The sequence below is a fragment of the Sphaerisporangium sp. NPDC004334 genome (assembly GCF_053602655.1).
This window is the reverse complement of sequence record NZ_JBSGDZ010000005.1, coordinates 18,183-44,054: the sequence shown is the minus strand read 5'-3', so window position 1 is coordinate 44,054 and position 25,872 is coordinate 18,183. Positions and strand designations below refer to the sequence as shown.

Annotated in this window: 26 protein-coding genes; 9 read left to right on the top strand and 17 right to left on the bottom strand. The window is 73.3% G+C overall.

Going from position 1 to position 25,872, the window contains the following annotated elements:
* Window positions 1–122: 122 nt before the first annotated feature.
* On the top strand, window positions 123–1,643 hold the full coding sequence (locus ACWEN6_RS07420; protein WP_452569412.1) for a M1 family metallopeptidase: 1,521 nt from the start codon (window positions 123–125) through the stop codon (window positions 1,641–1,643).
* 89 nt (window positions 1,644–1,732) lie between these two features.
* On the opposite strand, the gene ACWEN6_RS07415 is transcribed toward ACWEN6_RS07420, so the two are convergent.
* Entirely contained in the window at window positions 1,733–2,653 is a 921-nt protein-coding gene (locus tag ACWEN6_RS07415) for an SAM-dependent methyltransferase (protein ID WP_452569411.1), read from the bottom strand.
* Window positions 2,654–2,769: 116 nt separating this feature from the next.
* Complete coding sequence (locus ACWEN6_RS07410; RefSeq protein WP_452569410.1) at window positions 2,770–3,249, bottom strand: pyridoxamine 5'-phosphate oxidase family protein; 480 nt, start codon at window positions 3,247–3,249, stop codon at window positions 2,770–2,772.
* A 346-nt stretch (window positions 3,250–3,595) separates the two neighbouring features.
* Between ACWEN6_RS07410 and ACWEN6_RS07405 the strand changes: the two genes are divergently transcribed.
* Window positions 3,596–5,662 (top strand): hypothetical protein, encoded by a 2,067-nt coding sequence (locus tag ACWEN6_RS07405; RefSeq protein ID WP_452569409.1) that lies wholly within the window; start codon window positions 3,596–3,598, stop codon window positions 5,660–5,662.
* A gap of 55 nt (window positions 5,663–5,717) precedes the next feature.
* Here ACWEN6_RS07405 and ACWEN6_RS07400 read toward each other — a convergent pair whose 3' ends face one another.
* Window positions 5,718–6,578, bottom strand: a complete 861-nt coding sequence (locus ACWEN6_RS07400) for an aldo/keto reductase (RefSeq protein WP_452569408.1) — start codon at window positions 6,576–6,578, stop codon at window positions 5,718–5,720.
* 106 nt (window positions 6,579–6,684) lie between these two features.
* Here ACWEN6_RS07400 and ACWEN6_RS07395 point away from each other — a divergent pair, with 106 nt between their 5' ends.
* The 3 genes from ACWEN6_RS07395 (at window position 6,685) to ACWEN6_RS07385 (ending at window position 9,469) form a co-directional block, all read left to right on the top strand.
* Entirely contained in the window at window positions 6,685–7,599 is a 915-nt protein-coding gene (locus ACWEN6_RS07395) for a LysR family transcriptional regulator (RefSeq protein ID WP_452569407.1), read from the top strand.
* A 123-nt stretch (window positions 7,600–7,722) separates the two neighbouring features.
* Entirely contained in the window at window positions 7,723–8,157 is a 435-nt protein-coding gene (locus tag ACWEN6_RS07390) for a Fur family transcriptional regulator (protein WP_354834730.1), read from the top strand.
* Between the two features lie 124 nt (window positions 8,158–8,281).
* Window positions 8,282–9,469, top strand: a complete 1,188-nt coding sequence (locus ACWEN6_RS07385; RefSeq protein WP_452569406.1) for a VIT1/CCC1 transporter family protein — start codon at window positions 8,282–8,284, stop codon at window positions 9,467–9,469.
* A gap of 31 nt (window positions 9,470–9,500) precedes the next feature.
* On the opposite strand, the gene ACWEN6_RS07380 is transcribed toward ACWEN6_RS07385, so the two are convergent.
* From ACWEN6_RS07380 to manA, 3 genes are all read right to left on the bottom strand, one after another.
* Window positions 9,501–10,238, bottom strand: a complete 738-nt coding sequence (locus tag ACWEN6_RS07380) for a sulfite exporter TauE/SafE family protein (RefSeq protein ID WP_452569405.1) — start codon at window positions 10,236–10,238, stop codon at window positions 9,501–9,503.
* A 162-nt stretch (window positions 10,239–10,400) separates the two neighbouring features.
* A complete protein-coding gene (locus ACWEN6_RS07375) occupies window positions 10,401–10,922 on the bottom strand; it encodes a hypothetical protein (protein WP_452569404.1) in 522 nt (173 codons plus the stop codon).
* A gap of 12 nt (window positions 10,923–10,934) precedes the next feature.
* Window positions 10,935–12,020, bottom strand: a complete 1,086-nt coding sequence (gene manA / locus ACWEN6_RS07370) for a mannose-6-phosphate isomerase, class I (RefSeq protein WP_452569403.1) — start codon at window positions 12,018–12,020, stop codon at window positions 10,935–10,937.
* Between the two features lie 445 nt (window positions 12,021–12,465).
* Here manA and ACWEN6_RS07365 point away from each other — a divergent pair, with 445 nt between their 5' ends.
* Complete coding sequence (locus ACWEN6_RS07365; RefSeq protein ID WP_452569402.1) at window positions 12,466–13,509, top strand: DUF2293 domain-containing protein; 1,044 nt, start codon at window positions 12,466–12,468, stop codon at window positions 13,507–13,509.
* Between the two features lie 122 nt (window positions 13,510–13,631).
* Here the strand turns inward: ACWEN6_RS07365 and ACWEN6_RS07360 are convergent, their stop codons facing one another.
* The 3 genes from ACWEN6_RS07360 to ACWEN6_RS07350 all read right to left on the bottom strand — a co-directional run bounded on the left by ACWEN6_RS07360 (window position 13,632) and on the right by ACWEN6_RS07350 (window position 15,102).
* A complete protein-coding gene (locus ACWEN6_RS07360; protein ID WP_452569401.1) occupies window positions 13,632–14,225 on the bottom strand; it encodes a TIGR03086 family metal-binding protein in 594 nt (197 codons plus the stop codon).
* A 92-nt stretch (window positions 14,226–14,317) separates the two neighbouring features.
* The gene (locus ACWEN6_RS07355; protein ID WP_354834751.1) at window positions 14,318–14,764 is read right to left on the bottom strand and encodes an SRPBCC family protein; all 447 of its coding nucleotides are present in this window, start codon (window positions 14,762–14,764) and stop codon (window positions 14,318–14,320) included.
* Window positions 14,761–15,102, bottom strand: a complete 342-nt coding sequence (locus tag ACWEN6_RS07350) for an ArsR/SmtB family transcription factor (protein ID WP_452569400.1) — start codon at window positions 15,100–15,102, stop codon at window positions 14,761–14,763. The genes ACWEN6_RS07355 and ACWEN6_RS07350 overlap by 4 nt, the downstream gene beginning before the upstream one ends.
* Before the next feature lie 518 nt (window positions 15,103–15,620).
* Here ACWEN6_RS07350 and ACWEN6_RS07345 point away from each other — a divergent pair.
* Entirely contained in the window at window positions 15,621–17,648 is a 2,028-nt protein-coding gene (locus ACWEN6_RS07345; protein ID WP_452569399.1) for an N-acetylmuramoyl-L-alanine amidase, read from the top strand.
* Between the two features lie 133 nt (window positions 17,649–17,781).
* Here ACWEN6_RS07345 and ACWEN6_RS07340 read toward each other — a convergent pair whose 3' ends face one another.
* Window positions 17,782–19,170 (bottom strand): glycine--tRNA ligase, encoded by a 1,389-nt coding sequence (locus tag ACWEN6_RS07340; protein WP_452569398.1) that lies wholly within the window; start codon window positions 19,168–19,170, stop codon window positions 17,782–17,784.
* Between the two features lie 190 nt (window positions 19,171–19,360).
* Window positions 19,361–19,645, bottom strand: a complete 285-nt coding sequence (locus ACWEN6_RS07335; protein ID WP_354834763.1) for an antibiotic biosynthesis monooxygenase family protein — start codon at window positions 19,643–19,645, stop codon at window positions 19,361–19,363.
* Between the two features lie 80 nt (window positions 19,646–19,725).
* Here ACWEN6_RS07335 and ACWEN6_RS07330 point away from each other — a divergent pair, with 80 nt between their 5' ends.
* Window positions 19,726–20,184, top strand: a complete 459-nt coding sequence (locus ACWEN6_RS07330) for a DUF6703 family protein (RefSeq protein WP_354915103.1) — start codon at window positions 19,726–19,728, stop codon at window positions 20,182–20,184.
* 17 nt (window positions 20,185–20,201) lie between these two features.
* Here the strand turns inward: ACWEN6_RS07330 and ACWEN6_RS07325 are convergent, their stop codons facing one another.
* The 4 genes from ACWEN6_RS07325 to ACWEN6_RS07310 form a co-directional block, all read right to left on the bottom strand.
* Window positions 20,202–20,582, bottom strand: coding sequence for a Fur family transcriptional regulator (locus ACWEN6_RS07325; RefSeq protein WP_452569397.1), 381 nt, complete (start codon window positions 20,580–20,582; stop codon window positions 20,202–20,204).
* A 79-nt stretch (window positions 20,583–20,661) separates the two neighbouring features.
* Window positions 20,662–21,495, bottom strand: a complete 834-nt coding sequence (locus tag ACWEN6_RS07320; protein WP_452569396.1) for a metal ABC transporter permease — start codon at window positions 21,493–21,495, stop codon at window positions 20,662–20,664.
* Window positions 21,492–22,331 carry a metal ABC transporter ATP-binding protein gene (locus tag ACWEN6_RS07315; protein ID WP_452569395.1) on the bottom strand — a complete coding sequence of 280 codons (840 nt, stop codon included), beginning with the start codon at window positions 22,329–22,331 and terminating at the stop codon, window positions 21,492–21,494. Before ACWEN6_RS07315 ends, ACWEN6_RS07320 begins: the two co-directional genes overlap by 4 nt.
* Window positions 22,322–23,314, bottom strand: a complete 993-nt coding sequence (locus ACWEN6_RS07310) for a metal ABC transporter substrate-binding protein (protein WP_452569394.1) — start codon at window positions 23,312–23,314, stop codon at window positions 22,322–22,324. Before ACWEN6_RS07310 ends, ACWEN6_RS07315 begins: the two co-directional genes overlap by 10 nt.
* 208 nt (window positions 23,315–23,522) lie before the next feature.
* On the opposite strand from ACWEN6_RS07310, the gene ACWEN6_RS07305 reads away from it, so the two are divergent.
* Window positions 23,523–24,071 carry a CGNR zinc finger domain-containing protein gene (locus ACWEN6_RS07305; RefSeq protein WP_452569393.1) on the top strand — a complete coding sequence of 183 codons (549 nt, stop codon included), beginning with the start codon at window positions 23,523–23,525 and terminating at the stop codon, window positions 24,069–24,071.
* 64 nt (window positions 24,072–24,135) lie between these two features.
* Here ACWEN6_RS07305 and ACWEN6_RS07300 read toward each other — a convergent pair whose 3' ends face one another.
* The gene (locus ACWEN6_RS07300) at window positions 24,136–24,909 is read right to left on the bottom strand and encodes an isoprenyl transferase (RefSeq protein WP_452569392.1); all 774 of its coding nucleotides are present in this window, start codon (window positions 24,907–24,909) and stop codon (window positions 24,136–24,138) included.
* A gap of 98 nt (window positions 24,910–25,007) precedes the next feature.
* Entirely contained in the window at window positions 25,008–25,736 is a 729-nt protein-coding gene (gene recO / locus ACWEN6_RS07295) for a DNA repair protein RecO (RefSeq protein ID WP_354834783.1), read from the bottom strand.
* Between the last annotated feature and the right edge of the window lie 136 nt (window positions 25,737–25,872).

Below are 25,872 nucleotides of genomic sequence, written 5' to 3'. Positions count from 1 at the left end.
TACACGGTTGATACACGGCTGAGCGGCGGTGAAGGCCGTGCTCCGACGGGCCGGACATGTGTCTCGCCCAAAGTGGTCCGAGCGCGCCGGAAGCGGCGCCCCGACACCCCGAAGGCGGTCCTTTGTCCTCCAGCATCAACCCCCAGCTCACCAGACGGTTCACCAGGCTCACCAGGCTGACCGCCGCGTCGGCGCTGACGCTGGCGATGTCCACCGCGCTCTCCCCCGCCTGGGCGGCGGGTCCGGGCCGCGAGGCGCCGAAGCCCGGAGCGCACACCGCCGGCGACCCGCTCTTCACGTACCTGGGGAACGGCGGGTACGACGTCGAGTCCTACGACATCCGGTACGACTACCGGCCCGGCACCCTGAAGATGGACTCCTCCGTCCGCATCACCGCCACGGCGAAGCAGGCCCTGTCCGGCTTCAGCCTGGACTCGGCGGTGGAGCACGTCGGCTCGGTCTCCGTGCAGGGCGAACCGGCCGCTTTCAGGGTCTCCGGCGAGAAGCTGCTGATCACTCCCAGGCACGCGCTGCGCGAGGGACGGCGCTTCCGCGTCGAGGTCTCCTACCGCGTCGACCGGGGCCAGAACCCGCCGTCGCCGTCCTATCCCCCGGGCACGCACATCATCGACCACTGGATCAACAAGCCCGACGGGTTCGCGCTCATGGGCCAGCCGGACCGGGCCCACGTGTTCTTCCCGTGCGACGACCGGCCGAGCGACAAGGCCCGGTTCACCTTCCGCATCACCACGCCGAAGGACCTGCAGGCCGTCGCCATCGGAACCCTGCGATCACGTGTCACGACCGGGGACCGCACCACCTCCACCTACGCCGGCCGCGACCTGGTCCCGACCCACGTCGTGCAGGCGGCCGTCGGGCATTTCACGATGACGACGGGGCGCGGCCCGCACGGCCTGCCGATCCGCAGCTACATCGCGACCGATCGGTACAAGGCGGCCAAGCCACGGGTGGACGACATCCCCGGCCAGGTCGCGTGGATGGAGAAGCGGCTCGGCCGCAGGTTTCCCTACACGGCCTACGGGGTGCTCGGGGTGCCGGGGGGCTACGACGGGGTCGCCCTGGAGTCGGCGACGCTGTCGACCTTCAGCGTCGAAGGGCTGACGCGCCCGGCCCCCGACATCGCCCCGACGATGATCCACGAGCTGGCCCACCAGTACTTCGGCGACGCCGTCTCGGTCCGGAACTGGAACGACATGTGGATCAGCGAGGGTCACGCCGACTACTACCAGTTGCTCTATTCGGTGGACAAGGGCTATCACCGGCTCGACGACATCCTCAAGCAGCGGTATGAGTTCGAGTTCGGCAAGCGGCTGGAATCCGGCCCTCCCGCCCGCCTGAAGACGGCGGCGGACGTGCTGACCGGCGGGAACAACGGAGGGCTGCTGATGCTCGCGGGACTGCGCCACCAGGTCGGCGACGCCGTCTTCACGCGCATCGAGCGCGCGTTCTTCGACCGGTACCGCGGCACGTCGGCGACCACCCGGGACTACATCGACATGGCCAACAAGATCAGTGGGCGCGACCTCACCGCCTACATCGAGGGGTGGCTCTACAGCGACAAGGTGCCGCCCATGCCGGGGCATCCGGACTGGACGGCGCCGCAGGCCCAGAAGACCTCCTGACACCTCCTGACACCTCCCGAGACCTCCTGACACTTTCTGAGCCGCACCGCCGCCCGGGACCGCGCACGCCGGCCGCCGGTGCGGCCGGCTCACTTGCGGCCGAGCGCGCAGAACTCGTCCATCTCGGGGAGGCCGTGGAGGGAGATCAGGTCCGGGCGCCACCGGGGGCAGGAGACGATGCCCGGGTCCAGCAGCGTGAGGCCGTCGAAGAAGCCCGCCATCTGGCCGGGGGTGCGCAGGTGATAGGGGGCCGGCGCGACCGCGTTCCACTGGCGGACGGCCTCGATCACCCGGTCGCCGGTGACGGCGCTCGTGCTGTGGGTGATGGCCAGGTGGCTGCCCTCGGGCACGGCGTCCAGCAGGCGGGTGACGATCGACCTGGCCTCGGCGTCGTCGCCGATGAACGGCAGCACGCCCAGCATGATCACAGCGACCGGCCGGGTGAGGTCCAGCGTCGCGGCCGCGGCCCGCAGGATCGCCTCCGGGTCGCGCGCGTCGGCGTGGACGTAGCCGGTCATGCCCTCGGGAGTGCTGGTCAGCAGCTCCTGGGCGTGCGCCAGCACCAGCGGGTCGTTGTCGACGTAGACGACCCGGCATTCGGGCGCCACCCGCTGGGCCACCTCGTGGGTGTTGTCGACGGTCGGCAGGCCGGCGCCCACGTCGAGGAACTGGCGGATGCCCGCCTCGGCGACCAGGTAGTGGACGGCCCGTTCGAGGAACGCCCGGGAGTGGCGGGCGATGTCCACGATCTCGGGCAGCACCCGCATGGTCTGCTCGCCGGCCGCGCGGTCGACCGGGTAGTTGTCCTCGCCGCCCAGCCAGAAGTTCCAGATGCGCGCCGCGTGCGGCACCGAGGTGTCGACCCCGGCCGGCGCCGCGCCGGGGGCCCCAGGGGCCCCCGCGGCCCCGGGCCGCTCCGCCGGCCCGCCGGAGGACACGGCGACCTCGTCGAGCGCGGTGTCGCAGGAAGGGGGCCGGGGCCGGTCGAAGGGCGTCGCGTGGTCTGTCACCGGGCACTCTCCTGCACTGCGGCTACGCGACGTCCGCCGGCGCGTACCCGAGATCATCGCACCCGGCCCCGCCCGCCGGAAGGGCGACGGCGGCCCGGCGGCCCCGCGCACCGGGATCATTCGCGGCGCACGACGCGGTGGCCGGTGGCCTCGTGCCACATCTCGATCACCAGATGCCGCCCGTCGGCGTCGACGCGGGTGAAGACGACTTCGGTGACCTCGACGCGGAACAGGTGGAAGTCGTGCTCGGGCGGCGCGCCGTACGCCTCGCGGACCCGTTCGTCGGTGATCTCGACGGCCTTCCCGGCGAGCTTGGCCTCACCGCTCCAGCGCCCCGGATCGGCCTCGTCGGGATCGCTGGTAGGGCTGTGGATCGCCACGCGGGGGTCTCTGCGCAGGTCGAGGGCCTTGACGGCGCCGAGCATGGAACCGAGCCACACCTGACCCTGCTTGAACTCGACCTCGATGCCGCTGATGCGCGGCGAGCCGTCCTTGCGGAGGGTGGCCATCGTCTTGTGCTTGCCCTTGCCCATGACCTCGGTCACGCGGGCGGCCAGTTGGGGGACGGCCTTCTCGATCTCCTGCCATGAAGCCATGCCTCCCATCGTGCCGAGCGGCACCGACAGTTCTCTCTTCTGGCGTTTCCCGCCCAGGCATCACTCTCCGGAGTGAACATGTAGGCCGTGCGTGACATCCGGCGCGGCGGTGCTCGCGTCCAACAGGAACGGGGGACCTGGCCGTACCTTTCACCATTGACCGACCGAAGGGCAGACAGTGGGGTCCACGACACGGCTGTACCAGGCTGTACTGCGAGACGGCGCGAGGCCCATCTGGGTCCGGCTGCATCGCACCTTTTCGCGGTGGGGAGAGGAGAAGGGCTTTCCGGCCGCCGACGCCGCGCGGCAGCGGACGCGGCACGAGGTGGGCGGGGCGCGGCTGACCATGGAGCGTCGTGACGAGTGCGGCCGGTATGTCCTTGAGGAGCCGTGCGACGGCGGCGCGCTGCGCACCGAAGCCGTCTTCCTGGACGGGACCGACCGGGTGCCGGGGTGGGTCGTGGTGACCGTGGAGCGAAGCGGCGGCGGGCATTCGGGGACGGCGCACGCGCCGGGGTTCCTCCCTGCCTACCTGCGCACCCATCGCATCACCGACGGCGCGATCCACCTGGAGGACGCGCCGGTCGTCCTGGCCGAGCAGGAAGTGTCGCACTTCGTCCACATGCTCACCGAGCCGCGCCGTCGCGTGCCCATCGCCGTGGTGACCCCCGACCCCGGCAGCGCCGGGCGCGCGGAGTGGCTGGCGGCCGCGGTCGCCGGCGCCGGGGTGGTGGTACGGCTTGCCGACAAACCCACCGAAGACCTGTTCAACCAGGCAATCGGCCGGGACCTCGGGGTGTACGGCGGGGCGATCCGCACCTACGCCGCGCCGTTCGATCCGGCCACCGAGCGCCACAGCTACCGTCATCCGCCGATGCGCCCGGCCAAGCTGCGCGAGGAAGGGGAGGCGGCGCTCGGCAAGATCGTCGAGGGCATGATCGGCCGGTCCGCGGGCGCCGACCTGCCCGAGGAGGTGCGGCGTGCCCTGCCGGTGGTCCACCGGGTGCTGGTGGGGCGCTCGCCGTCCGGCGACCTGGCGGGCGCGCTGGACCCCCGCCTGGCGCCCTCCGGGCCGGCGCGCGAGGAACTGCGGCGCCGGCTGATGTCGCCGCCCGCGCGTCCCGGACCGGCGGGCGGGTCTTTCCCGCCGAGTCCCGGCTCAGCGGCCACGCCCCTTCCCCGTCCCGGCGCCGGGCCCATCCCCGGCGCCGCGCCCATCCCTGGCGTCGCGCCCGCCCCCGGACCAGGTGGCACGCCCGTGCCGGGGCCCGGGGCCGTCCCGGCGCCCCGGCGTCCCGGCGTGCCGCCGCCCCCCTCGGCCGCGCCGGACGCCTCACCCGCCCACGCGGCCGGACAGGCGCCGGCGGCAGGACGCGCGGGCGAGGCGACCGGGCCGGACGCGAGCGGGGAACCGGCGGCGAACGCGAGCGGAGAGGCGGCGGCGGGCGGCAGCGGGAAAGCGGCGGCGGACGCGGGCGGGGAGGCAGGGGCGGACCGGCGCGCGGACGAGGGCACGCGGGCGGGCGAGGGTGTACGGGCGGAGATGAACGCGCCCGGGGAGGCGCCCCCCGGGCTGGCGTACGAGGTGGCGGAGCTGGTGGTCAAGGAGGTGCGCGAGGAACTGGAGACGGCACTCGGGCTGGCGGCGGGCATGGACACCGGCCAGCGGCTCCTGCGCGAGGTGCGCACGCTGGGCCTGCGGCTGGACGCCCTGCGCGACCTGGTCATCGACGACCCGGCCCCGCCGGACGAGCCGGAGGACCCGCGGGTCGCCTACCGGCTGCTGCAGGAGGAGTACGCCGACGCGGTGGACTCGGCGCGCACGCTCGCCGAGCGGGTGCGCTGGCTGGAGGGCGCGCTGGCCGCGCTCGGCCACCCGATGTACGGCGTCGCCGTCCCCGAGGAGGTGTTCCAGCCCGGCAGCCTGGCCGAGGCGCTGGTCGAGGCCAGGTCCCGGCTCACCCACGTGGTGATCGGCGACACCGACTCCCCCGCCGCGCGGCTGGACGTCGTCTACCCGGGGCTGCGCCGAAGCTGGGCCGGCAAGGCGTGGGACGCGCTGCACGCGCTGAACGACTTCGCCCGCGCCCGTTCCAGCGGGGAGTTCGCCGGCGGGTTCTACGACTGGTGCGCCGTCGGGGAGCCCGGACGCTACACGGTGCCGACCGGGATGCTGGTCATGCGCGAGTCCAAGAGCGTCACCAGCCGCGACAAGTTCCGCGACCCGCGGACCTTCCCCGTGCCGACCGAGGTCGACCCGCGCGGCGAGATCCTCATGGAGGCCCACATCAAGCTGCGCGCGGTCGGGTACCCGGCGCCGCGCATGCACTTCCACGACGACTCGGGAGGCGCCACGGGCAAGGTCTACGTCGGCTACCTCGGCGCGCACCTGCCCAACACCCGGACCAACTGACCGCGCGCGCCCGGGTGGCGTCCATCGTCGGACGGCCACCCGGGACCGCTCGCGGTCAGGCCGCGTCGAGGCGGGACAGCTCCTCGGGCGACAGCTTCAGGTCGACCGCGGCGGCCGAGTCGCGGATGGTCTCCGGACGCGAGGACCCGGGGATCGGGATGACGACCGGGGCCTTGGCGAGCATCCACGCGAGGCAGACCTGCTGAGCGCTGGCGCCGTGCTCGCGCCCGATCTCGGCGAAGACGTCGAATCGCGAGCCGAGCTCCCCTGCCCGGGCGATGCCGCCGAGCGGGCTCCACGGCAGGAAGGCGATGTCCATCTCGGCGCACAGTTCGAGCTCGGGATCGCTGGAGCGGAAGGCGGGCGAGAACTGGTTCTGGACGCTCACCAGCCGCCCGCCCAGGATCTCGTTCGCCTGGCGGATCTGGCCGGGGTCGGCGTTGGAGATGCCGGCCATCCGGATCTTCCCGGCGTCCAGCAGGTCGCGGACGGCCCCGACGGAGTCGGCGTAGGGCACGCGCGGGTCGGGCCGGTGGAACTGGTAGAGGCCGATGGCCTCCACGCCGAGCCTCTGGAGCGACGCCTCGCAGGCGCTCTTGAGGTAGTCGGGCGAGCCGTTCAGCGTCCAGGAGCCGTCGCCGGGGCGCAGGTGGCCGCCCTTGGTGGCGACCAGCACGTCGGAGGTGTCGCCTCCGTAGCTCGCGAGGGCGCGGGCGATCAGCGCCTCGTTGTGGCCCACGTCGTCGGCGAGCAGGTGGTAGGCGTCGGCCGTGTCGATGAGCGTGACGCCGGCGTCGAGCGCGGCGTGGATGGTCGCGATGGAACGCTGCTCGTCGGGGCGCCCCTCGATGGACATGGGCATGCCGCCCAGACCGATCGCGCCGACCTGGACGTCGCCGATGCGGCGAGTCTGCATGAGAGTTCCTCCTCGGAGATGTCTTGTCCTTCGCAGTCTCCTCTGCCCACGATTAAGCTGTCCAACAGAAGAAACTGATCTCATTGAGCAGCGATGGTGATAGATCATGGAGCTTCGGCAGCTCGAGTACTTCGTGGCCGTCGCCGAGGACTGCCATTTCACCCGGGCCGCCAAGCGGCTGCGCGTCGCCCAGTCGGGCCTGTCCGCCTCGATCCGGTCGCTGGAGCGCGAGCTGGGCGCCCCGCTGTTCCTGCGCAGCACCCGGCAGGTCGAGCTGACCCCGGCGGGCCGGGCGCTGCTGGTGGAGGCCCGGCGGGCGCTCGCGGCGACCGGCGCGGCCGTGGACGCCGTGGCGGCGGTGCAGGGCCTGCTGCGGGGCAGCCTCGCCATCGGCTCGTTGCAGTGCCTGCACGTGGTACACCTGCCGGCGGTGCTCGCCCGGTTCGTGGCCGCGCATCCCGGCCTGGAGGTCAGCCTGCGGCACGGCGGTTCCGGCGAGCTCGTCGAGCAGGTGCGGACGGGCCGGCTGGACGTGGCGTTCGTCGCCCGCCCGGCCCGGTGCCCCGGCGACGTCGTGGCCACGCCCCTCGCCGGCGAGCCGCTCGTCCTGGCCTGCCCATTGGACCACCCGCTGGCCTCCCGCGCGGAGGTCGGCCTGGCCGAACTGGGCGCCGAGCGGTTCGTGGACTTCCCCGCCGACTGGGTCAGCAGGAACCTGGCCGACAGCGTGCTGGCCGGCGCGGGGGTGGAGCGCCGGGTGGCGCTGGAGGTGACCGACGTGCACTCGCTGCTGGACCTGGTGACCTTCGGGCTCGGCGTGGCGCTCGTACCGCGGTCGTTCTCGGCGAAGACCGACCGCGTGCGGTTCGTCCCGCTCGCCGGCGCGGTGCCGCCCTGGGAGATCGTCACCGTCACCGGCGACCCGACCAGCGCCGCCGCCGCGGCCCTGCTTCGCGAGGTCGCGGCGGAGGGCTCCCCCGCCGCTCCCGCCGTTCCTGTCGTCTCCGTCGCCGCCGGCTGACGGCATACGGCCGGCCGGGCCGGCGGCGGACGCCGTAGGACCGGCATACCGGCACTTGTACCGGCGATGTAGACTTATTTGCACAACATCCATATAAGACTGGGCCGATGGCCGGAGGAGCCGGTGGGTGAGTTCGCCGACGACACCGTGGCGTCGCTGCGGGCGTCCGGGCTGCGGGCGACGCGGCCCCGCCTCGCCGTGACCGAGGCGCTGCGCTCGATGGGCGGGCACCGCACGGCCGACGACGTGCACGCGCACCTGGCGGGGCGCGGGATCACGCTGCCGCGCACCAGCGTCTACAACTCGCTGGTCACGCTCGCCGAGCTCGGGGTCGTGCTGCGCGCCGACGTCGGGCCGGGCGCGGCGGTGTACGAGGTGGCCGACCGGTGGCACCACCACTTCGTCTGCCGCCGGTGCGGGAAGGTCAGCGACGTCGCCTGCGTCGTGGACGCGAAGCCCTGCCTCACCCCGGGTGACGACATGGGCGAGGTGGACGAGGCGCAGGTCATCTTCCGCGGGGTCTGCCGCGCCTGCCTCGGCGGGAGCGCACCGGACTGAGCGCCGCGCCCGGCGCCCCAGAGCCCTGGAGACGAGCGGGTCCTCCTGCGGCGACCGGACCTGGACCAGTGATGATCGGCGCCGCGTGGTCGGACGCGCGGTGACCGGGCAGGAGACGTGGACGATGAGCGCCGAGACCGGCAACACCCGAAACCAGCCCCGGGGCGCCCGCGGGGACCGGCAGGCCGCCGCCCGCTACCGCGGCGCCCTGGAGGCCGAGCGGCAGAGCGCGGTCCTGTACCGCGGGCTCGCCGCCGGCGCCGAGGGAGAGCGGCGCGAGGTCTTCCTGCAACTGGCCGCCGTGGAGGAACGGCACGCCGCGCACTGGGCCGGCAAGCTCGCCGGCCTGGGCGAGAAGGTGCCCGACCCGAGCCGGCCCAGCCTGCGCACGCGGGCGCTGTCCTGGCTGGCCCGCCGGTACTCCGTCGACGCGGTGCTGCCGTTCGTCGAGCGCGCCGAGCACGCCGACGCGGGCCTGTACGACGCCGACCCCGACGCCGACCCCGGCATGGCCGTGGACGAGCGCTCGCACGCCCGCGTGCTGACCCGGCTGCGCCAGGGGGAACGGGCGGACGCCGGGGAGGGCCTGCCGGTGGTGGGCGGCCGGGGCGTGGCCCGGCGCGAACGCTGGCACCGCAGCGACCGGTCGGGCACGCTGCGCGCGGCCGTGTTCGGCGTCAACGACGGCCTGGTGTCCAACACCTCCCTGGCCATGGGGTTCGCCGGTTCGGGAGCCGCCGGGCACACCATCCTGTTCGCCGGGCTCGCGGGACTGCTGGCCGGCGCGTTCTCCATGGCCGTCGGCGAGTACATCTCGATGCGCAGCCAGCGCGAGGCCTACGAACGGGAGATCGCGCTGGAGGCGGAGGAACTGCGCGACGATCCCGAGGCCGAGGAGGAGGAGCTGGCGCTGATCTACCGGGCCAAGGGCCTGGACGCCGAGGAGGCGGAGCGCGTCGCCAAGACGATCATGAAGGACCACGACACCGCGCTGGAGACCATGGCCCGCGAGGAACTGGGACTGGATCCGGAGGAGCTCGGCTCGCCGTGGTCGGCGGCGCTGTCGAGCCTGGTCGCCTTCGCCCTGGGAGCCGTCGTGGTCGTCATCCCGTACCTGTTCGCGGACGGGACGGCCGCGCTGGTGACCGCGGTGCTGCTGGCGGGGCTCGCCCTGTTCGCCGTGGGCGCCTTCCTGGGCCTGCTCAACGGCAGACCCGCCCTGCGCACGGGCGGCAGGCAACTGCTCGTCGGCGGGGGCGCGGCCGTCGTCGTGTACGTCATCGGCCACGCCATCGGCGCCACAGGCGCCTGACCCTCCGGGGCCGCGCGCCGGTCGCGGGAGGTCAGAACATCAGGCGGACTGCGGCCAGGAAGGTGAGGGCCAGGGTGATGCGCTCGAACCAAGTCCGGTTGATGTGCCGGACGACCACGCGCCCTGCCACGCCTCCCGCGACGACGGCGGCGGCGGTGGCCGCGGCGAAGACCAGCGTGGCCGGGGTGATCAGGCCGAGCGCGACGCTGAACGGCACCTTGAAGGCGTTGATCGTCAGGAAGAACCACGCGGTCGTGCCGAGGAAGCCGAGCATCGGCAGGCCCGCCGCCAGGAAGTACAGGGCCATGATCGGCCCGGCGGCGTTGGCCGTCATCGTGGTGAAGCCGGCGAACACTCCCGCGAACGCGGCCACCGCGGGCCGGTTGGCGAGCGAGGCGTCCGATCCGCGCCGCCGGTTCCACAGGCTGAGCGCGATGATCACCAGCAGGATCCCCCCGATGATCCGCCGCATCTGCGCGTCGTCGACCCAGCGCACCACCACGGCGCCGACCAGCACTCCGGCGGCCACCCAGGGGAACAGCTTGAGCAGCCTCGGCCAGTCGGCGTGCCTGCGGTAGGAGACCACGGCCACCACGTCGCCGACCAGCAGCAGGGGCAGGAGCATCCCCGTCGAGCTCTTCGTCGGCAGGACCAGCGCGAACAGCGCGACCGCCACCGTCCCCGCGCCGGAGATCCCGGTCTTGGAGAAGCCGACCAGGACGAGCGCGAGCACCAGCACCGCCCACTGGGCCAAGTCGAGCGCCGGCATCAGCCCCGTCTCCGGCCCGCGCGCCGCACGGTGCGCGGAAGGTGGTGGGTGCGAGGCATCGGCCTTCCGCGGCCGGGCGCCGCGGCTTCCAGTCTGAACTCCAGCACCACGGCAGAATACGGGCAGGTGCGGATCTGTCGGGCGGCGGGCGGCGAGTCGCGGTCAGCCGGAGAACAGTTCGTCGGGGTGGGGGTCGAAGCAGACCAGGTCGTGCCGGTCGGCGAGGCGCAGGACGGTGCGGCACACCTCGGCGGCACGGGGGAAGACGATGGACATCACGACGAACTCGTCGCCGACCGTCAGCGGCGTCGCCCACGGCGAGGTCGCGTAGTCGCCGTCGGTCAGGTCGGGGAACTCCTCGGTCAGAGCGTCGTAGAAGGCGGCCACCTCCGGGACCGGCTCCGAGACCCGTTCAGGGACCGGCTCGGGGGCTGGTTCTCGGACGGGATCCGGGACCGGCTCGCGCACGAGGTCCGGGACCGGCTCCGGAATCAGCTCCAAGGTCGCCTCGGCGACCGGCTCCGGGATGAGCTCCAAGGCCGGCTCGGATACCGGCTCAGAGGCCGGTTCCCGGGCGTCCGAGGCGGGCGTGGTCCCGCCGGCGCGCCAGGCCGCGTACCTGCGCGCCGCCTCCTCGGGCGTGAGCGGGGGACGCGCGTACCAGACCCCGAGGTCGACGCTCATGGCCTCCTCGTCTCAGGTGCCGGGTTCGGCGACGAAGACGGTGCCGGTCGTGCGGACGGTGAGCGCGGGCCCGGCGGCCGGGACGAACACCGACTCGCCCTGGCGCAGCTCGGTCGTCCCGGCCGTCGCCGTCCCCTCGGTGACCAGCAGGATGCGCGGCACCCCGGCGGGAAGGCTCGGCTCGGCGCCCGCGCCGTCGATCCGGCGCAGGCGGAACTCCGGGCTCGGGGTGTCGTACACCCCGCCGGGACCGGCCGCGAGGGCCAGCGGCGCGGTGGCGGGGTCGGTGATGCGCAGCAGTTCGGCGACGTTGAGCGGCTTGGGGGTGAGACCGGCCCGCATCACGTTGTCGGAGCTGCCCATGATCTCCACGCCGAAGCCCTTGAGGTAGCAGTGGAGCACGCCGGCGCCGAGGAACAGGGCCTGGCCGGGGGCCAGCTCGTGCCGGCGCAACAGCAGCGGGGCCAGGCACGCGGGGTCGCCCGGGTAGCGCCTGGCCAGGCGAACCACCAGCTCGTAGTCGGGGTGGTGCACCGCCGAGGCGGCCCACACGATCTGCTCGGCGGCCTGCCGCTTGCCGAGCAGGGCCTCCAGCGCTCCGAGCGACTCCCCGCCCTCCAGCAGGGACACGACGTCCTTCAGGTCGGGCACGCCGAGCCGGTCGACGAGCATCGCGGCCTGCTCCGGCGGGCGGAACCCGGCGAGCGCGGTGAACGGCGTGAGCGCGCACACCAGCTCCGGCTTCGGCCACGGGTCGCCGTAGACCCCGCGGGCGTGGCCGTCGACGGCCTGCTCCGCGGAGGGATGGACCTGAAGCGACAGCGGCTGGGCGACGGCGATGAGCTTCAGCAGGTACGGCAGGCGCTCGCCGAACGCCTCCAGCGTGGCATCGCCGAGTCCGGCACGCGGGTCGGCCCCGATGAGGTCGGCGAGGGTGCGGCCGTCGTCGCCGCCGAGGCGCGACGGGCCGGAGGGATGGGCACCGAGCCACATCTCCGCTTCAGGACCCGGCGCGGGGACGGGCCTGCCGGTGAGCTCGGCGATGTCCGTGCGCGATCCCCACGCGTAGTCCTTGACGGGGTTGGTCAGCAGGTGCACATGTGCTCCTCGGTCGGATGCGGGCGCCGCGCGGCGGCGCCCTCGGCCTGGTGCCCGATCGAGCCCGGCGGCGACCCGTATGAGCACGGCCGACCCGGGGGACGCGTCCGAACTCCAACGGGCGGAACGTGGTGGGCCCGCCCGCATCATTTCACCCTTCGGGGACATCGAGGTGACCGCCCCTCGAATGTCAATGGCCCTCCCGGCCGCGATGCGCCGCTCACACTGCCCACCGCTCCCGGCACCCCGCAGGGCTCCATGGGCGGCGCCGGCCCGGTCGGGCTCGGCCGCCGGCCCGTGAGCCCGCGGGTCCCCCGGCCGCCGGGACGAGACACGGCGAGCCGAGGCCGGAAGGCCGCGGGCCGGGCGCCCGGAGCACGACCGGGACGACCCGAGAGCGGCGAACCGGCACACGCACGTGCCCGCGTGCGGCAGGGTTGGACGCGTGCGCAGCAAGCTCGGCGGCCGGGTGGCCCAGGCGGCGGAGGTCGCCCTCGCCACCCGCCGGCACGTGACCGCCATCGACGTCCTGACCGGCCTGGGGTGGCTGGCGGTCCGCCACGTCGAGACGTGGCGGCAGGGCCGCGCCGACAGCCTGGAACGGCTGGCGCCCGTGGACCGCCCCAGAATGGAGCAGGCCCTTTCCCACCTGCGCGAATGGGCCCTCGCCCGCGGCCTGGTCGAGAGCGAGGCGGCGTACGCGGCGGCCGGCCGCGACCGGCGGCCGTTGCGCTTCACCACCGACGGCGACGAGGACACCGAGCGCCGGTTCCGCGTCCACTGGATCTCGCCGGAGCTCAGCGAACCGCGGCGCAGGCAGATCGAGGAACGGCACAACAAGGCCCCCGACCTGGTGGCCGTGGTGCCGGAAAAGGAGTGGTCCTGCGCCGGATGCGGGGACACCGGGCCCTACCTGATCATGGAAGACGAGCAGCCGCACTGCCTGACGTGCGTGGACATGGATCATCTGGTCTTCCTTCCCGCAGGCAACGCCGCGCTGAGCCGCCGCGCGAAGAAGGCCAGCGGCCTATCGGCCGTCGTCGTCCACTTCAACCGGCGGCGCAAGCGGTACGAGCGGCTCGGCGTGCTGGTCGAGGAAGAGGCCCTGGCACGCGCTGAGGAGCAGTGCCTGGCCGACGAGGAGGTGCGGCTGCGCCGACGCGAACGCGACCGCGAGCGGCGGGCCGGCGAGGACGCCGACTTCCAGGCGAGGATGGCCGAGGAGATCCGCCGCCTGTTCCCCGGCTGCCCGGCCGAGCGGGCGAGCGCCATCGCCGGCCACGCCGCGGTGCGCGGCAGCGGCCGGGTGGGACGCACCGCCGCCGCCCGCGTGCTGGACGAGAACGCGATCACCCTGGCCGTGGTCGCGAGCGTGCGCCACCTGGACACCGACTACGACGAGCTGCTGATGTCGGGCGTCCCGCGCATGACCGCCCGCGAGCGCATCCGCTCCCGCGTCGACCAGGTCCTGACCACCTGGCGCCCCTGACCACCCACGCCCCCGCCGCCCCACCGCCCTGTTCCCGGCCGCCCGTGACCATCCCCTGGTCGCCGAGGCCCGTCCCAGCCCGTCCGGGCCGTCCGCGGCCGTCCGCGGCCGTCCGCGGGACGTCAGGGGCGGCGTCCGGTGAAGCAGAGGAACGCGGTCTGCGGGTCGGCGTCGCCGGGGGGCGTGACCTCCCCCTGGAAGGCGCCGGTGCTCTGCAGGGCGGCGTAGTGCGGGCGCAGCCTCTCGTGCGTTTTGACGACGGCGTCCCGGTCCAGGGTCTCGTCCCCGCCCACGGCGCGGGCCAGGTCCCAGGTGTGGACGAGCAGTTCCATGGCCCCCACGCTGTCGGCCGCCTCCGCCACCGCGACCGGTCCGATCGGGCTGTAGGGCAGGGGCGTCGCGGCCAGCTCCGGATCGGTGAGGACGGCGCGCAGTTCCGCCCGGGCCTCGGCGTAGGCGGCGGCGAGGTCGGCGTCCGGCTCGATCCGCGGCGCGTCGGCCATGCCGGACACGCCCACGCCGTGGGAGGGCCGGGGCGGGGTGCCGCGGACGACCGCGATGATGCCGCGGTGCCCGTTGACGACGTGCCCCACCAGGTCGCGGGCCGTCCAGCCCGCGCAGGGCGTGACCCGGTCCCATCGGTCAGCGGGCGTCGCCTCGACGCGTGCCAGGAAGTCGCCCGCGAGGCGATCGAACCGCTCGACGATCTCGGACATAGGTGGATCCAATCGTTGGCATCGGGATGAGAGAGAGCTTTCGAGGTCGTGGCCTGCACCACGGTCGGGGATCTCACCGACGGCCGGGGGCTTCACATGCGGTCGAGGACGGCTCGCAGGCCGCGCAGGACGCCCGATCGCCAGCCGCCGCCCATGATCCGGCGGGCGCGCTGCTGGAGCGGGTTCCCTGGGTCGAAGCCCTCGTGCAGGAGGAACAGCCGGGTGCCCCTGCCCTCCGGCTCCAGCGTCCAGGTGATCGTCCAGTCGGCGTCGTTACCGGGGTCGGCGTCCCGCCAGCCGATGCGGAGCATCCTGCCGGTCTCGAAGGCGAGCACTTCGGCCAGGACCGTGCCGGAGAAGCCGGTGCCCGGCATGGGAACCGCTCGCATGGTGTACCGATGGCCGACCTGGAGCCGGAAGTCGCCGGGCATCAACCACCGGGCGAGCAGGTCGGGCTCGGTCAGGGCCCGCCACACCTTGGCGGGCGGATGCGGCAGGAACTCATCGAGGTGGACGACGGCCGGGTCGTCGCCGGTCATCGCTCGTCGTCCATCTGGTCGAGCAGGTCGCGCAGCCCGGCGAGCCGCTCGCGCCAGAACCGCTCGAAGGGGCTGAGCCACTGCTGCACCTCGTTCAGCGGCACCGCTTCGAGCCGGTAGAGCCGCTGGCGGCCGACCTTACGCTCGGCGACCAGCCCCGCCTCGCGCAGCACCCGCAGGTGTTCGGAGAAGCTCGGGCGGGCCATCGTGAAGTTCCCGGCCAGCCGCTGCACCGGCTGCGGCCCCTCGTCCCTGAGCAGCCGCAGCACCTGGCGCCGCACCGGGCTGGCCAGCGCGGCGAAGACCAGATCCTCCGCTGAAGCGTGTGTGGGTGGCATGCACCCCACTATACGTAGGAGATTTCCTACCTGTCATCCCGGCCCGCCGCGACGTCTCCGGCGTCGCCGTAAGCGCCGTGGCGCTGGGCCGCGTTCGGGCGAACGCCAGTCCGGCGGGCGATCAACGCGACGGCCATCACGGCCGACCCTTCTCCTGTCATTTCACCGCTCCACGCGGTTTGTCTCGACCGGACGTTTTCCGCATGCTCCACCGGTCGACAGGAAAGCGATATTCGCGCGCACCTCTTTCGGCGAGGACCGTCCCGCAGGACATGAAAGCGTCACTTAGCCAAATAAGCGGCCGACGGTACGACCGGCCGACAATGCCGCCAGCGGCGCATGAACGGCGCACAGGCCGACAGAAGACCGCGTCATGAGAAGGCGGTCTTTGACACGCCGCATGACAAGCAGTGGATCGGGCGACGGCAAGTCGTAAGGTGACCGTCGATATCCCGGGCTCACGCAGTCCCGCAGGAGCGTTCGCACTGCCCGCGTGACTGCCTGAGAAAGGGTCCTCCATGCGCAGAACGCCGGCCGCCGCCGTCCCGCTGGCGGCCTCGCTGATCCTCGCCGGCCCCGCCTCCCCACCCGCCTGGAGCGCTCCGGCGCCCGCGTGGTCCCGGCATCAGGCCTCCGGGGCCACGCCTGCCCGGTCCCAGCAGGAGCCGTCCGTAGCCGCACCCGCCCTATCCGGACAGAAGGCGTCCGTAGCCGCACCCGCACCCGCCCTGTCCGGAGAGAGGGCGTCCGGGGCCACGCCCACCCGGTCCCGGCAGGAGGCGTCCGGGGCCGCGCTGTCGCGGCAGCGGGCGTTCCAGGTCGCGGCGGCCAGGTACGGCGTCCCGGAGCAGATCCTGCTCGGCGTCTCCTACCTGGAGTCACGCTGGGACGCCAACCAGGGACTGCCCAGCACCTCCGGCGGATACGGGCCGATGCACCTCACCGACCCCCGCCTCGCCCTGCACGGCCGTCACGGACCCGGGACGGCCGAGCGGGCCGCCCGGCTCACCGGCATCCCGGCCGACCGGCTCGTCCGCGACCCGGACGCCAACGTGCTGGGCGGCGCCGCGCTGCTCGCCCGCCACCAGAAGGCGCTCGGCCGGTCCGCGGGCCGCGACCCGGCCGGTTGGTTCGACGCCGTCGCCCGGTACTCGGGCGCCACCGAGCCCGGCAGCGCCCGCCGGTTCGCCCGAGAGGTCTTCGCCCTGATCGAGCGGGGCGCGGGCCGGGTCACCAACGACGGCCGGCAGGTTTGGCTGCCCGCCGCACCGGAGATCGCTCCGCGCATGGAGCACGTCGAGCGCGAGGGGCCGCCCGAGGCCGGGGCCGGGAGGGCCGAGTGCCCGAAGAGCCTCGCCTGTGAGTGGCTGCCGGCGCCGTACCGCGAACTGCCCGGCGGCGGCTACGGCAACCACGACCGGTCCGACCGGCCGCGCCGGCACCGCATCGACTACATCGTCATCCACGACACCGAGGAGACCTACGGCAAGACGCTGCGGCTGGTGGACGACCCGGCGTACGTGAGCTGGCACTACACCATCCGCTCCTCCGACGGGCACATCGCCCAGCACGTCCGCGCCCGGGACGTCGCCTGGCACGCCGGGAACTGGTACTTCAACGCCAAGGCCATCGGCATCGAGCACGAGGGGTTCATGGCCAAGGCGGGCGCCTGGTACACCGAGGCGATGTACCGCGCCTCCGCCCGGCTCGTGCGCTACCTGGCCCGCCGGTACGGCATCCCGCTGGACCGCGCGCACATCCTCGGCCACGACAACGTCCCGGGCACCGTGCCGGGCACGGTCGCCGCGATGCACGTCGACCCCGGGCCGTACTGGGACTGGGGCCATTACTTCGAGCTGCTGGGCAGCCCGATCAGGTCCACCGGCGGCGACCGCGGCGGCCTGGTGACGATCAGGACCGACTACGCGCGCCACCGCCCGCGCTACACCGGATGTGCGGAGCCGGGCGAGCCGTGCCCGCCGCACGGGTCGTCGTCGGTCTGGCTGCACACCGCGCCCAGCGACGACGCCCCCCTGGTCAGGGACGCCGGCCGCAGGTCAGACGGCGCCTCGACCCACGACGTCCACGACCACGGCGCGCGGGCGGCCACCGGCCAGCAGTTCGCCGTGGCGGGTCGCAGCGGCGACTGGACGGCCATCTGGTATCTCGGCCGGCGCGCGTGGTTCCACGACCCCGACGACGCGCCGACCGCCGTCAACGCCACCGGGCTGGTCGTCACGCCCGGACCCGGGCGCGCGAGCGTGCCGGTGTACGGCAGGGCCTACCCCGAGCCCCAGGCGTACCCGAAGGGCGTGCCCGTGCAGCCCATCGTGCCGTTGCAGTACACCATCCAGCAGGGGCAGCGGTACGCGGTCGGCCTGGCGACGCACGGCGAGTACTACCACTCGACCTCCTTCGACGAGAAGGCCCACCGGCTGGTCCGCGGCCGCACGATGTACTACCAGGTGCAACTCGGCCACCGCGTGGCCTTCGTCAAAGCCGACGACGTGGAGATCATGCCTTCCACCACCGACCTACCGGGCTGACGCGTCACACCAGGACGCGCGCCTCCGCCGATCTCCCGCGGGTGTCCGCCGGCACGCGGGAGCCCCTGGACCGACGCATCCCCGGAGGCGGCCGCCGCGGGGGCGGCCACCATGCTCGGGCGTGCGGGCGGGGTCAGTCGTTGAGGTGCTGGCGGAGGTAGGAGTCGACCTGGTCGAGGGCGATGCGCTTCTGGGCCATGGAGTCGCGTTCGCGGATCGTCACGGCGTGGTCTTCCAGGGTGTCGAAGTCGACGGTGACGCAGAACGGCGTGCCGATCTCGTCCTGGCGGCGGTAGCGGCGGCCGATCGCCCCGGCGTCGTCGAACTCGACGTTCCAGCGGCGGCGGAGCTGGGTGGCCAGGTCACGGGCCTTGGGCGACAGGTCGCTGTTGCGCGACAGGGGCAGCACCGCCACCTTGACCGGCGCGAGGCGGTGGTCCAGCCGCATGACCGTGCGCTGCTCCATGACGCCCTTGGCGTTCGGGGCCTCGTCGACCGTGTACGCGTCGATCATGAAGGTGAGCGCGCAGCGGTCGACGCCGGCGGCCGGCTCGATGACGTACGGCACGTAGCGCTCGCCGCTGTCCTGCTCGAAGAACGACAGGTCGGTGCCGGAGGCCGCGGCGTGCGTGGTGAGGTCGAAGTCGGTGCGGTTGGCCACGCCCTCGAGCTCACCCCACTCGGAGCCGGTGAAGTTGAAGCGGTACTCGACGTCCACCGTGCGCTTGGAGTAGTGCGACAGCTTGTCCTTGGGGTGCTCGTACAGCCGCAGGTTGTCGCGGTTGATGCCCAGGTCGATGTACCACTGCAGGCGCGTGTCGATCCAGTACTGGTGCCACTCCTCGTCGGAGCCGGGCTTGACGAAGAACTCCATCTCCATCTGCTCGAACTCGCGCGTGCGGAAAATGAAGTTGCCCGGGGTGATCTCGTTGCGGAACGACTTGCCGATCTGGCCGATGCCGAACGGGATCTTCTTGCGGGACGACTGCTGCACGTTGAGGTAGTTGATGAAGATGCCCTGCGCGGTCTCGGGGCGCAGGTAGGCGAGGCCCGAGTCGTCCTCGACGGCGCCGAGGAAGGTCTTGAGCAGGCCGTTGAACATGCGCGGCGCGGTGAAGGCGCCCTTGGTGCCGCAGTTGGGGCAGGTGAGGTCGGCCAGGCCGTTCTCGGGGGCCCTGCCGCCGTGCTTCTCGGCGTAGGCCTCCTCGAGGTGGTCGGCGCGGAAGCGCTTGTGACACGACTGGCACTCGGTGAGCGGGTCGACGAACTCCCTGACGTGGCCGCTCGCCTCCCAGACCTCGCGCGCCAGGATGACCGAGGAGTCGAGGCCCACGACGTCCTCGCGGCCCTGGACCATGGACTTCCACCACTCGCGCTTGACGTTGTTCTTGAGCTCGACGCCGAGCGGGCCGTAGTCCCAGGACGCGCGCAGACCCCCGTAGATCTCGCTCGACGGGTAGACGAGCCCGCGGCGTTTGGCGAGGCTGACGATCGTGTCCATGATGTCGGTACGGCGGGCCATCGAGGATCTCCATCCGGCTGGCGGTCGGGGTTGGGTTGGTCGATCAGAGGGCGCGTCACCTGCCCGATCACTCCAAGCTTAGGGGAACCGCCGACGCGACCAGCCCACAATCCCCCGCGCGCCCCGGGGAGCCTGCCCGCGGACGGCCCCGGCGGCCCCAGGCGAGGCTTCCCGGGCTACCGCAGGACGGTCATTCCGGGCTGCTGGCGATGATCTCGAACGCGCTGGGCTCGTTGATCATCAGGGTCATGAGCGGGTACATGTCCATGCGCGCCGCCGACAGGGCGCGCCGGTAGTAGCCGGCCCCCTCCCACTCGCTGACCAGCGCCCACAGGTCGGGCTCGTCCACCGACCTGCCGATGTGCCCGCCGAGGAACCCGGTCTGGGCGGCCAGCGTGGCGAGGATCGTCCTGGCGCCGTCCACGAACTCCCCGGCCTGCGAGCCGGGCACCGAATACCTGATGAGCGCGAGCATGCCGCCCAGCATGCCAGCCGCCGCGGGATGCGGTGGACGGCGGCCTGCAGGTCGGGGGCGTTCGCCGTTAGGCTCGAACCGTGGCCGACAAGCACACGCGCGGTGACTCCTCGCGCTCCTCGTCTTCTTCGGCGTCCTCTCCGGCGTCATCTTCGGCGGCGCGCGGGCGTGCCGTCCCCGCCCACCCCCTGGCGCGCGACCGGCGTCCCGCGCCCCGGCCGCTGCCGCCGGGCGAACAGTTCCTCACTCCCGGCGCGACGGGCCTGCGCAGAGCGGTCGAGCGCAAAAGCGCGGTGCCGCTGGTGTTCCTGTACGGACTGCCGCGCTGGATCATCCCTGTCGTCCTGGTGATCCTGCTGCTGGTGGGCTTCGCCGTCGCCGACTGGCGCGGCGGCGTCGCCGTCCTGCCCGTGCTCGGCTTCGTGGTCTGGCTGGCGTACATGTCGTGGCCGTCACTCGGGCACTGGGCACGGCTGATGCGGGTGGCCATGGCCGCCTTCCTCATCGCCATGGCGGCCAGCCGCTTCGGCCTCTTCTGACGCGTCTCGGGGGACGGTCAACCGGTGGGGGCGCAGGAGGCGCAGGTGCCGAAGATCTCCAGGGTGTGGGTGATCGCCGTGAAGCCATGCTCGGCCCCGACGACCTCCGTCCAGCGCTCGACGTCCGGGCCGGCCACCTCGACCGTGCGGCCGCAGCCGCGGCAGACCAGGTGATGGTGGTGTGTGCCGGTGGCGCACGCCCGGTACACGCATTCGCCGTCGTCGGTGCGCAGGACGTCGACCTGGCCGGACTCGGTCAGCGTCTGCAGCGTCCGGTACACCGTGGTCAGCCCGATCTTCGCGCCGGCGGCGCGCATCTGGGCGTAGATGTCCTGGGCGCTGCGAAAACCGTCGCTGTGGCTGAGGATTTCCCGCACAGCGGCCCGTCGGGTGGTCATCGGCGCGCCTCCTCCTCTCGCGTGTGCCTTGTCCGCCTCACCCGTGTCTTCGCGCGCGGTGAGCACGCGCGGCCGCCGGTCATGGAGCGGCCTCACGGCCGCGGCTGCGCCGGAGCAGCCGACCGGCGCCGAGCGCCAGGATGAAGCCGGCGAGGGCCAGCAGGACGATCGCCGCGCCCGGCGCGACGCTCGCGTAGAACGCCGAGGTCAGCCCGCCGACCGTCGCCACGACGCCGAGGACCATCGCCAGTGCCATCGTCGTGCGAAAGCCGCGGGTGAGCTGCTGGCTGGTGGCCACGGGGACCACCATGAGGGCGCTGACCAGCAGCAGCCCCACCACGCGCATCGCGATCACGACGGTCAGCGCGGCGGTCACGGCCACGAGCAGGCTGAGGAAGCGCACCGGCAGCCCGTTGACCTTGGCGACCTCCTCGTCCTGGCACAGGACGAACAGTTCGCGGCCGAACGTCGCCACCACGCCGAGCACGAACGCGGCCAGCACGGCGATCACCCACACGTCCTCGGTGGTGACGCTGCTGATCGACCCGAACAGGTACGACGTCAGCGTGGCGTTGCTGCCGCCGGGGGCGAGCCCGATCAGCATCACGCCGCCCGCGATGCCGCCGTAGAACAGCAGGGCCAGCGCCACGTCGCCGGTCGTGCGGCCCCGGGCGCGGACCAGTTCGATCGCGACGGCCCCGAGGATGGAGACCAGCACCGCGGTGAGCACCGGGGCGGTGCCGGTGAGGAATCCGAGCGCGACGCCGGTGAGCGCCACGTGGCCGATGCCGTCGCCGAGCAGGGCGAGCCGCCGCTGGACGATGAAGGTGCCCACCGCCGGGGCGGCGAGGCCGACGAGGAGCGCGGCGATCAGCGCGCGCACCATGAAGTCGTACTGGAAGATCTCGATCATTGCGCCGTCCCCGAACCGATCGGGCCGCCGGCCACGTCGTAGGCGGGCGGGCGCTCCCGCTCGTGCCCCGGACGCGGGTGGCACCCCGTGCCGCCGCCGGTCGCCGGCCCGTCGTGGGCGACCCTGCCGTCCCGCAGGACGATCGACCGGGTGATGAGCGGGGCCATCGGGCCGATCTCGTGCGCCACCAGCAGGACGGTCTTGCCCTGCCGCACCAGGGTCGTGAGCGTGCCGGCCAGGTCCGCCTGGCTCTCGGCGTCCACACCGGCCGTCGGCTCGTCCATGACGAAGGCGTCCGGCTCACCGGCCAGCGCGCGGGCGATGAGCACCCGCTGCTGCTGACCGCCGGACAGCCAGGCCACCGGGTCGCCGGCGCGGCCGGTCAGGCCGACGGCGTCGAGCGCGCCTGCCACCGCCGCGCGGTCCTGCCGGCCGGCGGGACGCAGCCGCCGTTGCCGGGCGACGCGGCCGGAGGCCACCACCTCGCGAACCGTGGCGGGGACGCCGCCGCCGACCGAGAGCCGCTGCGGGACGTACCCGACGCGCCACCATTCGCGGAAGCGGCCGGGCGGCACGCCGAACAGCTCGGCGGAGCCGGCCGACAGCGGGGTCAGCCCGAGCAGGGCGCGGACGAGCGTCGACTTACCTGAGCCGTTCACGCCGAGGATCGCGACCACCTCCCCGGCCTCGATGCGCAGGTTCACCCCGCGCAGGACCGGACGCCCGTCCAGATGGACGTGCCCGTCGGTCATGGCGAACGCGGCGGGCGCGCCGGCGGTCTGCGGCGCCGGCCCGGAGACGCCGGCCGCCTGTGCTGATCGGGTTATCATGAGCATCCAAGCGCGGTGCGGAGGACGGAGAGGTTCTGGCGGGCGGCGGACAGGTAGTCCCCCGACGCCGGGCGGCTCTCGATGGGGTTGAGGACCGCGGTCGTGGCGCCGACCTCCTTGGCGAGGACCGCGGAGACCTTGGGGCTGAGGAGTTCCTCGGTGAAGATGGTGGTTACCTTCTCCCGCCGGGCCGCCGCGGCCACCTCGGCGATGCGCGCCGGGGAGGGTTCGGCCTCGGGGTCGAGGCCGCTGATGCCCACCTGCTTCAGGCCGTACCGGTTCGACAGGTAGCCGAACGCGGCGTGCGAGGTGACGATCGTGCGGCCGGCGCAGGTGGCGAGCCCCTTGCGGAACTCCTCGTCCAGGGCCCTGAGCTCCCCCGCGGTGGTGTTCGCCCTGCCGGTGTACGCGGAGGCGTGCGCGCCGTCCGCCTGCCCGAGCCTCTTGCCCAGGTCGGCGGCCACCGTGGCCAGGCGGTCGGGGTCGAGCCAGAGGTGGGGGTCATAGGGCACCGGCTCGTGCGCCTCGCCTCCCCCGGCCTGCTCCTGGTGCTCCTGCTCACCGGTGCCGGTGAGGACGGGAACCAGGGAGGCGGCGTCGAACGCCTTGTCCGGCGCCTGCTGCTGGACCGCCTCGTCGACGGCCGGCTGGACGCCCTTGATGTAGACGACCAGGTCGGCCCGCTGGATGTCGGCGATCTGGCGCGGGGTCAGCTCCAGTTCGTGCGGCTCGACGCCGGGCCGCGTGAGGCCGGTGACCGCGGCGTCCGGCCCGCCGACGCGCGTCGCCAGCCATTCGAGGGGATAGAAGGCGGCGAGCACCTTGGGGCCGCCGGAAGTGCCCGCGTTCCGCGTGGAGGCGGAGTCGGCGGGAGCGCACGCGGCGGCGGCGAGAAGGGCCGCCAGGGCGGCGAGGACGCTCAGGAAGGTGGTGGGGCGGCGGGGATATGTCGATCGTGCACAGTGATCGTACCTGGACGAAAAGGGCATCACACTGCCGAGTATCGCGCAAAATGAAAACCGTTGTCAAAACCGTCCGCCACCTTCGCGAGTCCACCCACCCCGCACGCCGGGACTGTCCCCGTGGTGGCGGGTCACGGGATACGCTTCCCTGGCGGTGGAGACCGGGATGTGATGCCGTCCGCGCCGCGCCCCGGCGACCCGCGCCCTGTCCACGACCGGCCCGGCAGGAGACGACATGCCGTTCAGCCATGACATGGTGTGCTCGCTGGCCGCCGTGGCCGACCTGGTCAACACCGCTCCCGAGACGGGCGGGCTCGACGGGCTCACAAGCGTCGCGGAGCTGGACGCCTACGTACGGCGCCACGAGCTGAGCGGCGTCGAAGGCGTCGGCGCGGGCGACCTGCGAGAGGTCCGCGCCCTGCGCGCCACGTTCCTCGCGATCTTCGCCGCTCCCGACTCCGCCTCGGCGGTCGCGCTGCTGAACGTGCTGCTCGAGCGCACGCGCATCACCGCCCACCTGACCGAGCACGACGACTACCCCCTCCACGTGCACTACTTCGCCAAGGGGGCACCGGTGGCCGAGCACCTGGCCGCCGAGCTCGGGGTGGCCCTGGCCCACCTGCTGGTCGACGGCGAGTGGGAGCGGCTGCGCACCTGCGCGGCCCCCGACTGCGGGCGGGTCTTCGTGGACGAGTCCCGCAACCGCTCGCGCGTCTACTGCGACAGCCGCACCTGCGGCAACCGCATGCACGTCGCCGCCTACCGGGCCCGCCGCCGGGCCTGATCGCGGCGGGCCCGGGCGGCACGGCCAGACCCGGTCGGAGGCGGCCAGACCTGGTTGGGGAAGGTCAGACCTGGTTGGGGAGGGCGCCGCCGTAGCGGCGGTCGCGCTTGGCGTAGATCTCGCAGGCCTGCCACAGGTCGCGGCGGTCGAAGTCGGGCCAGAGCTGGTTGAGGAAGACCATCTCGGCGTAGGCGGACTGCCAGAGCAGGAAGTTCGAGGTGCGCTGCTCGCCGGAGGAGCGCAGGAACAGGTCGACGTCCGGGATCTCCGGCTCGTCGAGGTAGCGGGCGAAGGTGCGCTCGGAGACCTTGTCGGGCCTGACCCGGCCGGCGGCGATGTCCTGGGCCAGCCGCACGGCGGCGTCGACGATCTCGGCCCGGCCGCCGTAGTTGACGCAGAACTGCAGGGTCAGCGTGCGGTTGTCCCGCGTCATCTCCTCGGCGTCCTGCAGTTCCTTGATGACGCTCTTCCACAGCCGCCCGGGACGGCCGGCCCAGCGCACCCGCACGCCCATGGCGTGCAGCTCGTCGCGGCGGCGGCGGATGACGTCCCGGTTGAACCCCATGAGGAAGCGGACCTCGTCGGGCGAGCGCCGCCAGTTCTCGGTGGAGAAGGCGTAGGCGGAGAGGTTCGGGATGCCGAGCTCGATCGCGCCCTCGATCACGTCGAACAGCGACGCCTCGCCCGCCTTGTGCCCCTCGGTCCGCGGCAGCCCGCGCGCCTTGGCCCAGCGCCCGTTGCCGTCCATGACGATGGCGACGTGCCGGGGGACCAGATCGCGGGGGATCGGCGGCGGGACGGCGCCTGAGGGGTGCGGGGTCGGCGGGCGGACTCTCACGGTCTGCTTCTCCTGTGGGTGTGTGTCGGAAAGGCGCGCGTCCGCGGAGCCGGCCGTCGTGCCGGGCCCGGCGGCGGCGCGCCCGGGCGCGCCGGCCTTCAGACGCGTTCGACGTGCCGTAGCGAGCGTATTCCGTGTTCCAGGTGCCATTGCAGATAGGCGGCGACCAGCCCGCTGCACTCGGCGCGGTGGCGGGACTCCGAGGCGTCGGCGGAGGCCCAGTCGCCGCGGGTCAGCGCGATCATGAGGCCGATCGTCTCGGCGGCCGGGACGGCGGCGCCCGGCGGGCGGCACCCGCCGCACACCACGCCGCCCGCGGCGATGGCGAAGGCCCTGATCGCGGGGGTCGAGCAGCGGGCGCAGGACTCCAGGGCCGGCGCGTACCCGGCCACGGCCAGGGAGCGCAGGAAGTAGGCGTCCAGGACGAGCCTGGCCTCGTGGCCGCCCTCGACCAGGGTGCGCAGGCCGCCGAGCAGCAGCAGGAACTGCCGCAGCGCGGGCTCCTTCTCCCCCACGGTGAGCCGGTCGGCGGTCTCGAGCATGGCGGTGCCGGCGGTGTAGCGGGGGTAGTCGGAGACCAGCCCCTCCCCGTACGGGCGGAGCGTCTCGGCCTGGGTGATCACGTCGAGCGAGCGCCCGGTGTGCAGTTGGAGGTCGACGTGGGTGAAGGGCTCCAGCCGCGCGCCGAACCTCGACTTGGTGCGCCGCACGCCTTTGGCGACCCCGCGCACCTTGCCGGTGCGCTTGGTCAGGACCGTGACGATGCGGTCGGCCTCGCCCAGCTTCTGGGTGCGCAGCACGATGCCCTCGTCGCGGTACAGGTTCACCCGCCCAGTCTAGGGACGACGCGACACCTCCGATGGACGAATCGGACGCGCTCGCCGGCCGCCGGCCGGCGCGTGGGAGGGTGGAACCGAACGGTCGCGGGGCGGGAGGCGGCGCATCGCGCGGGCAAATCGGGCG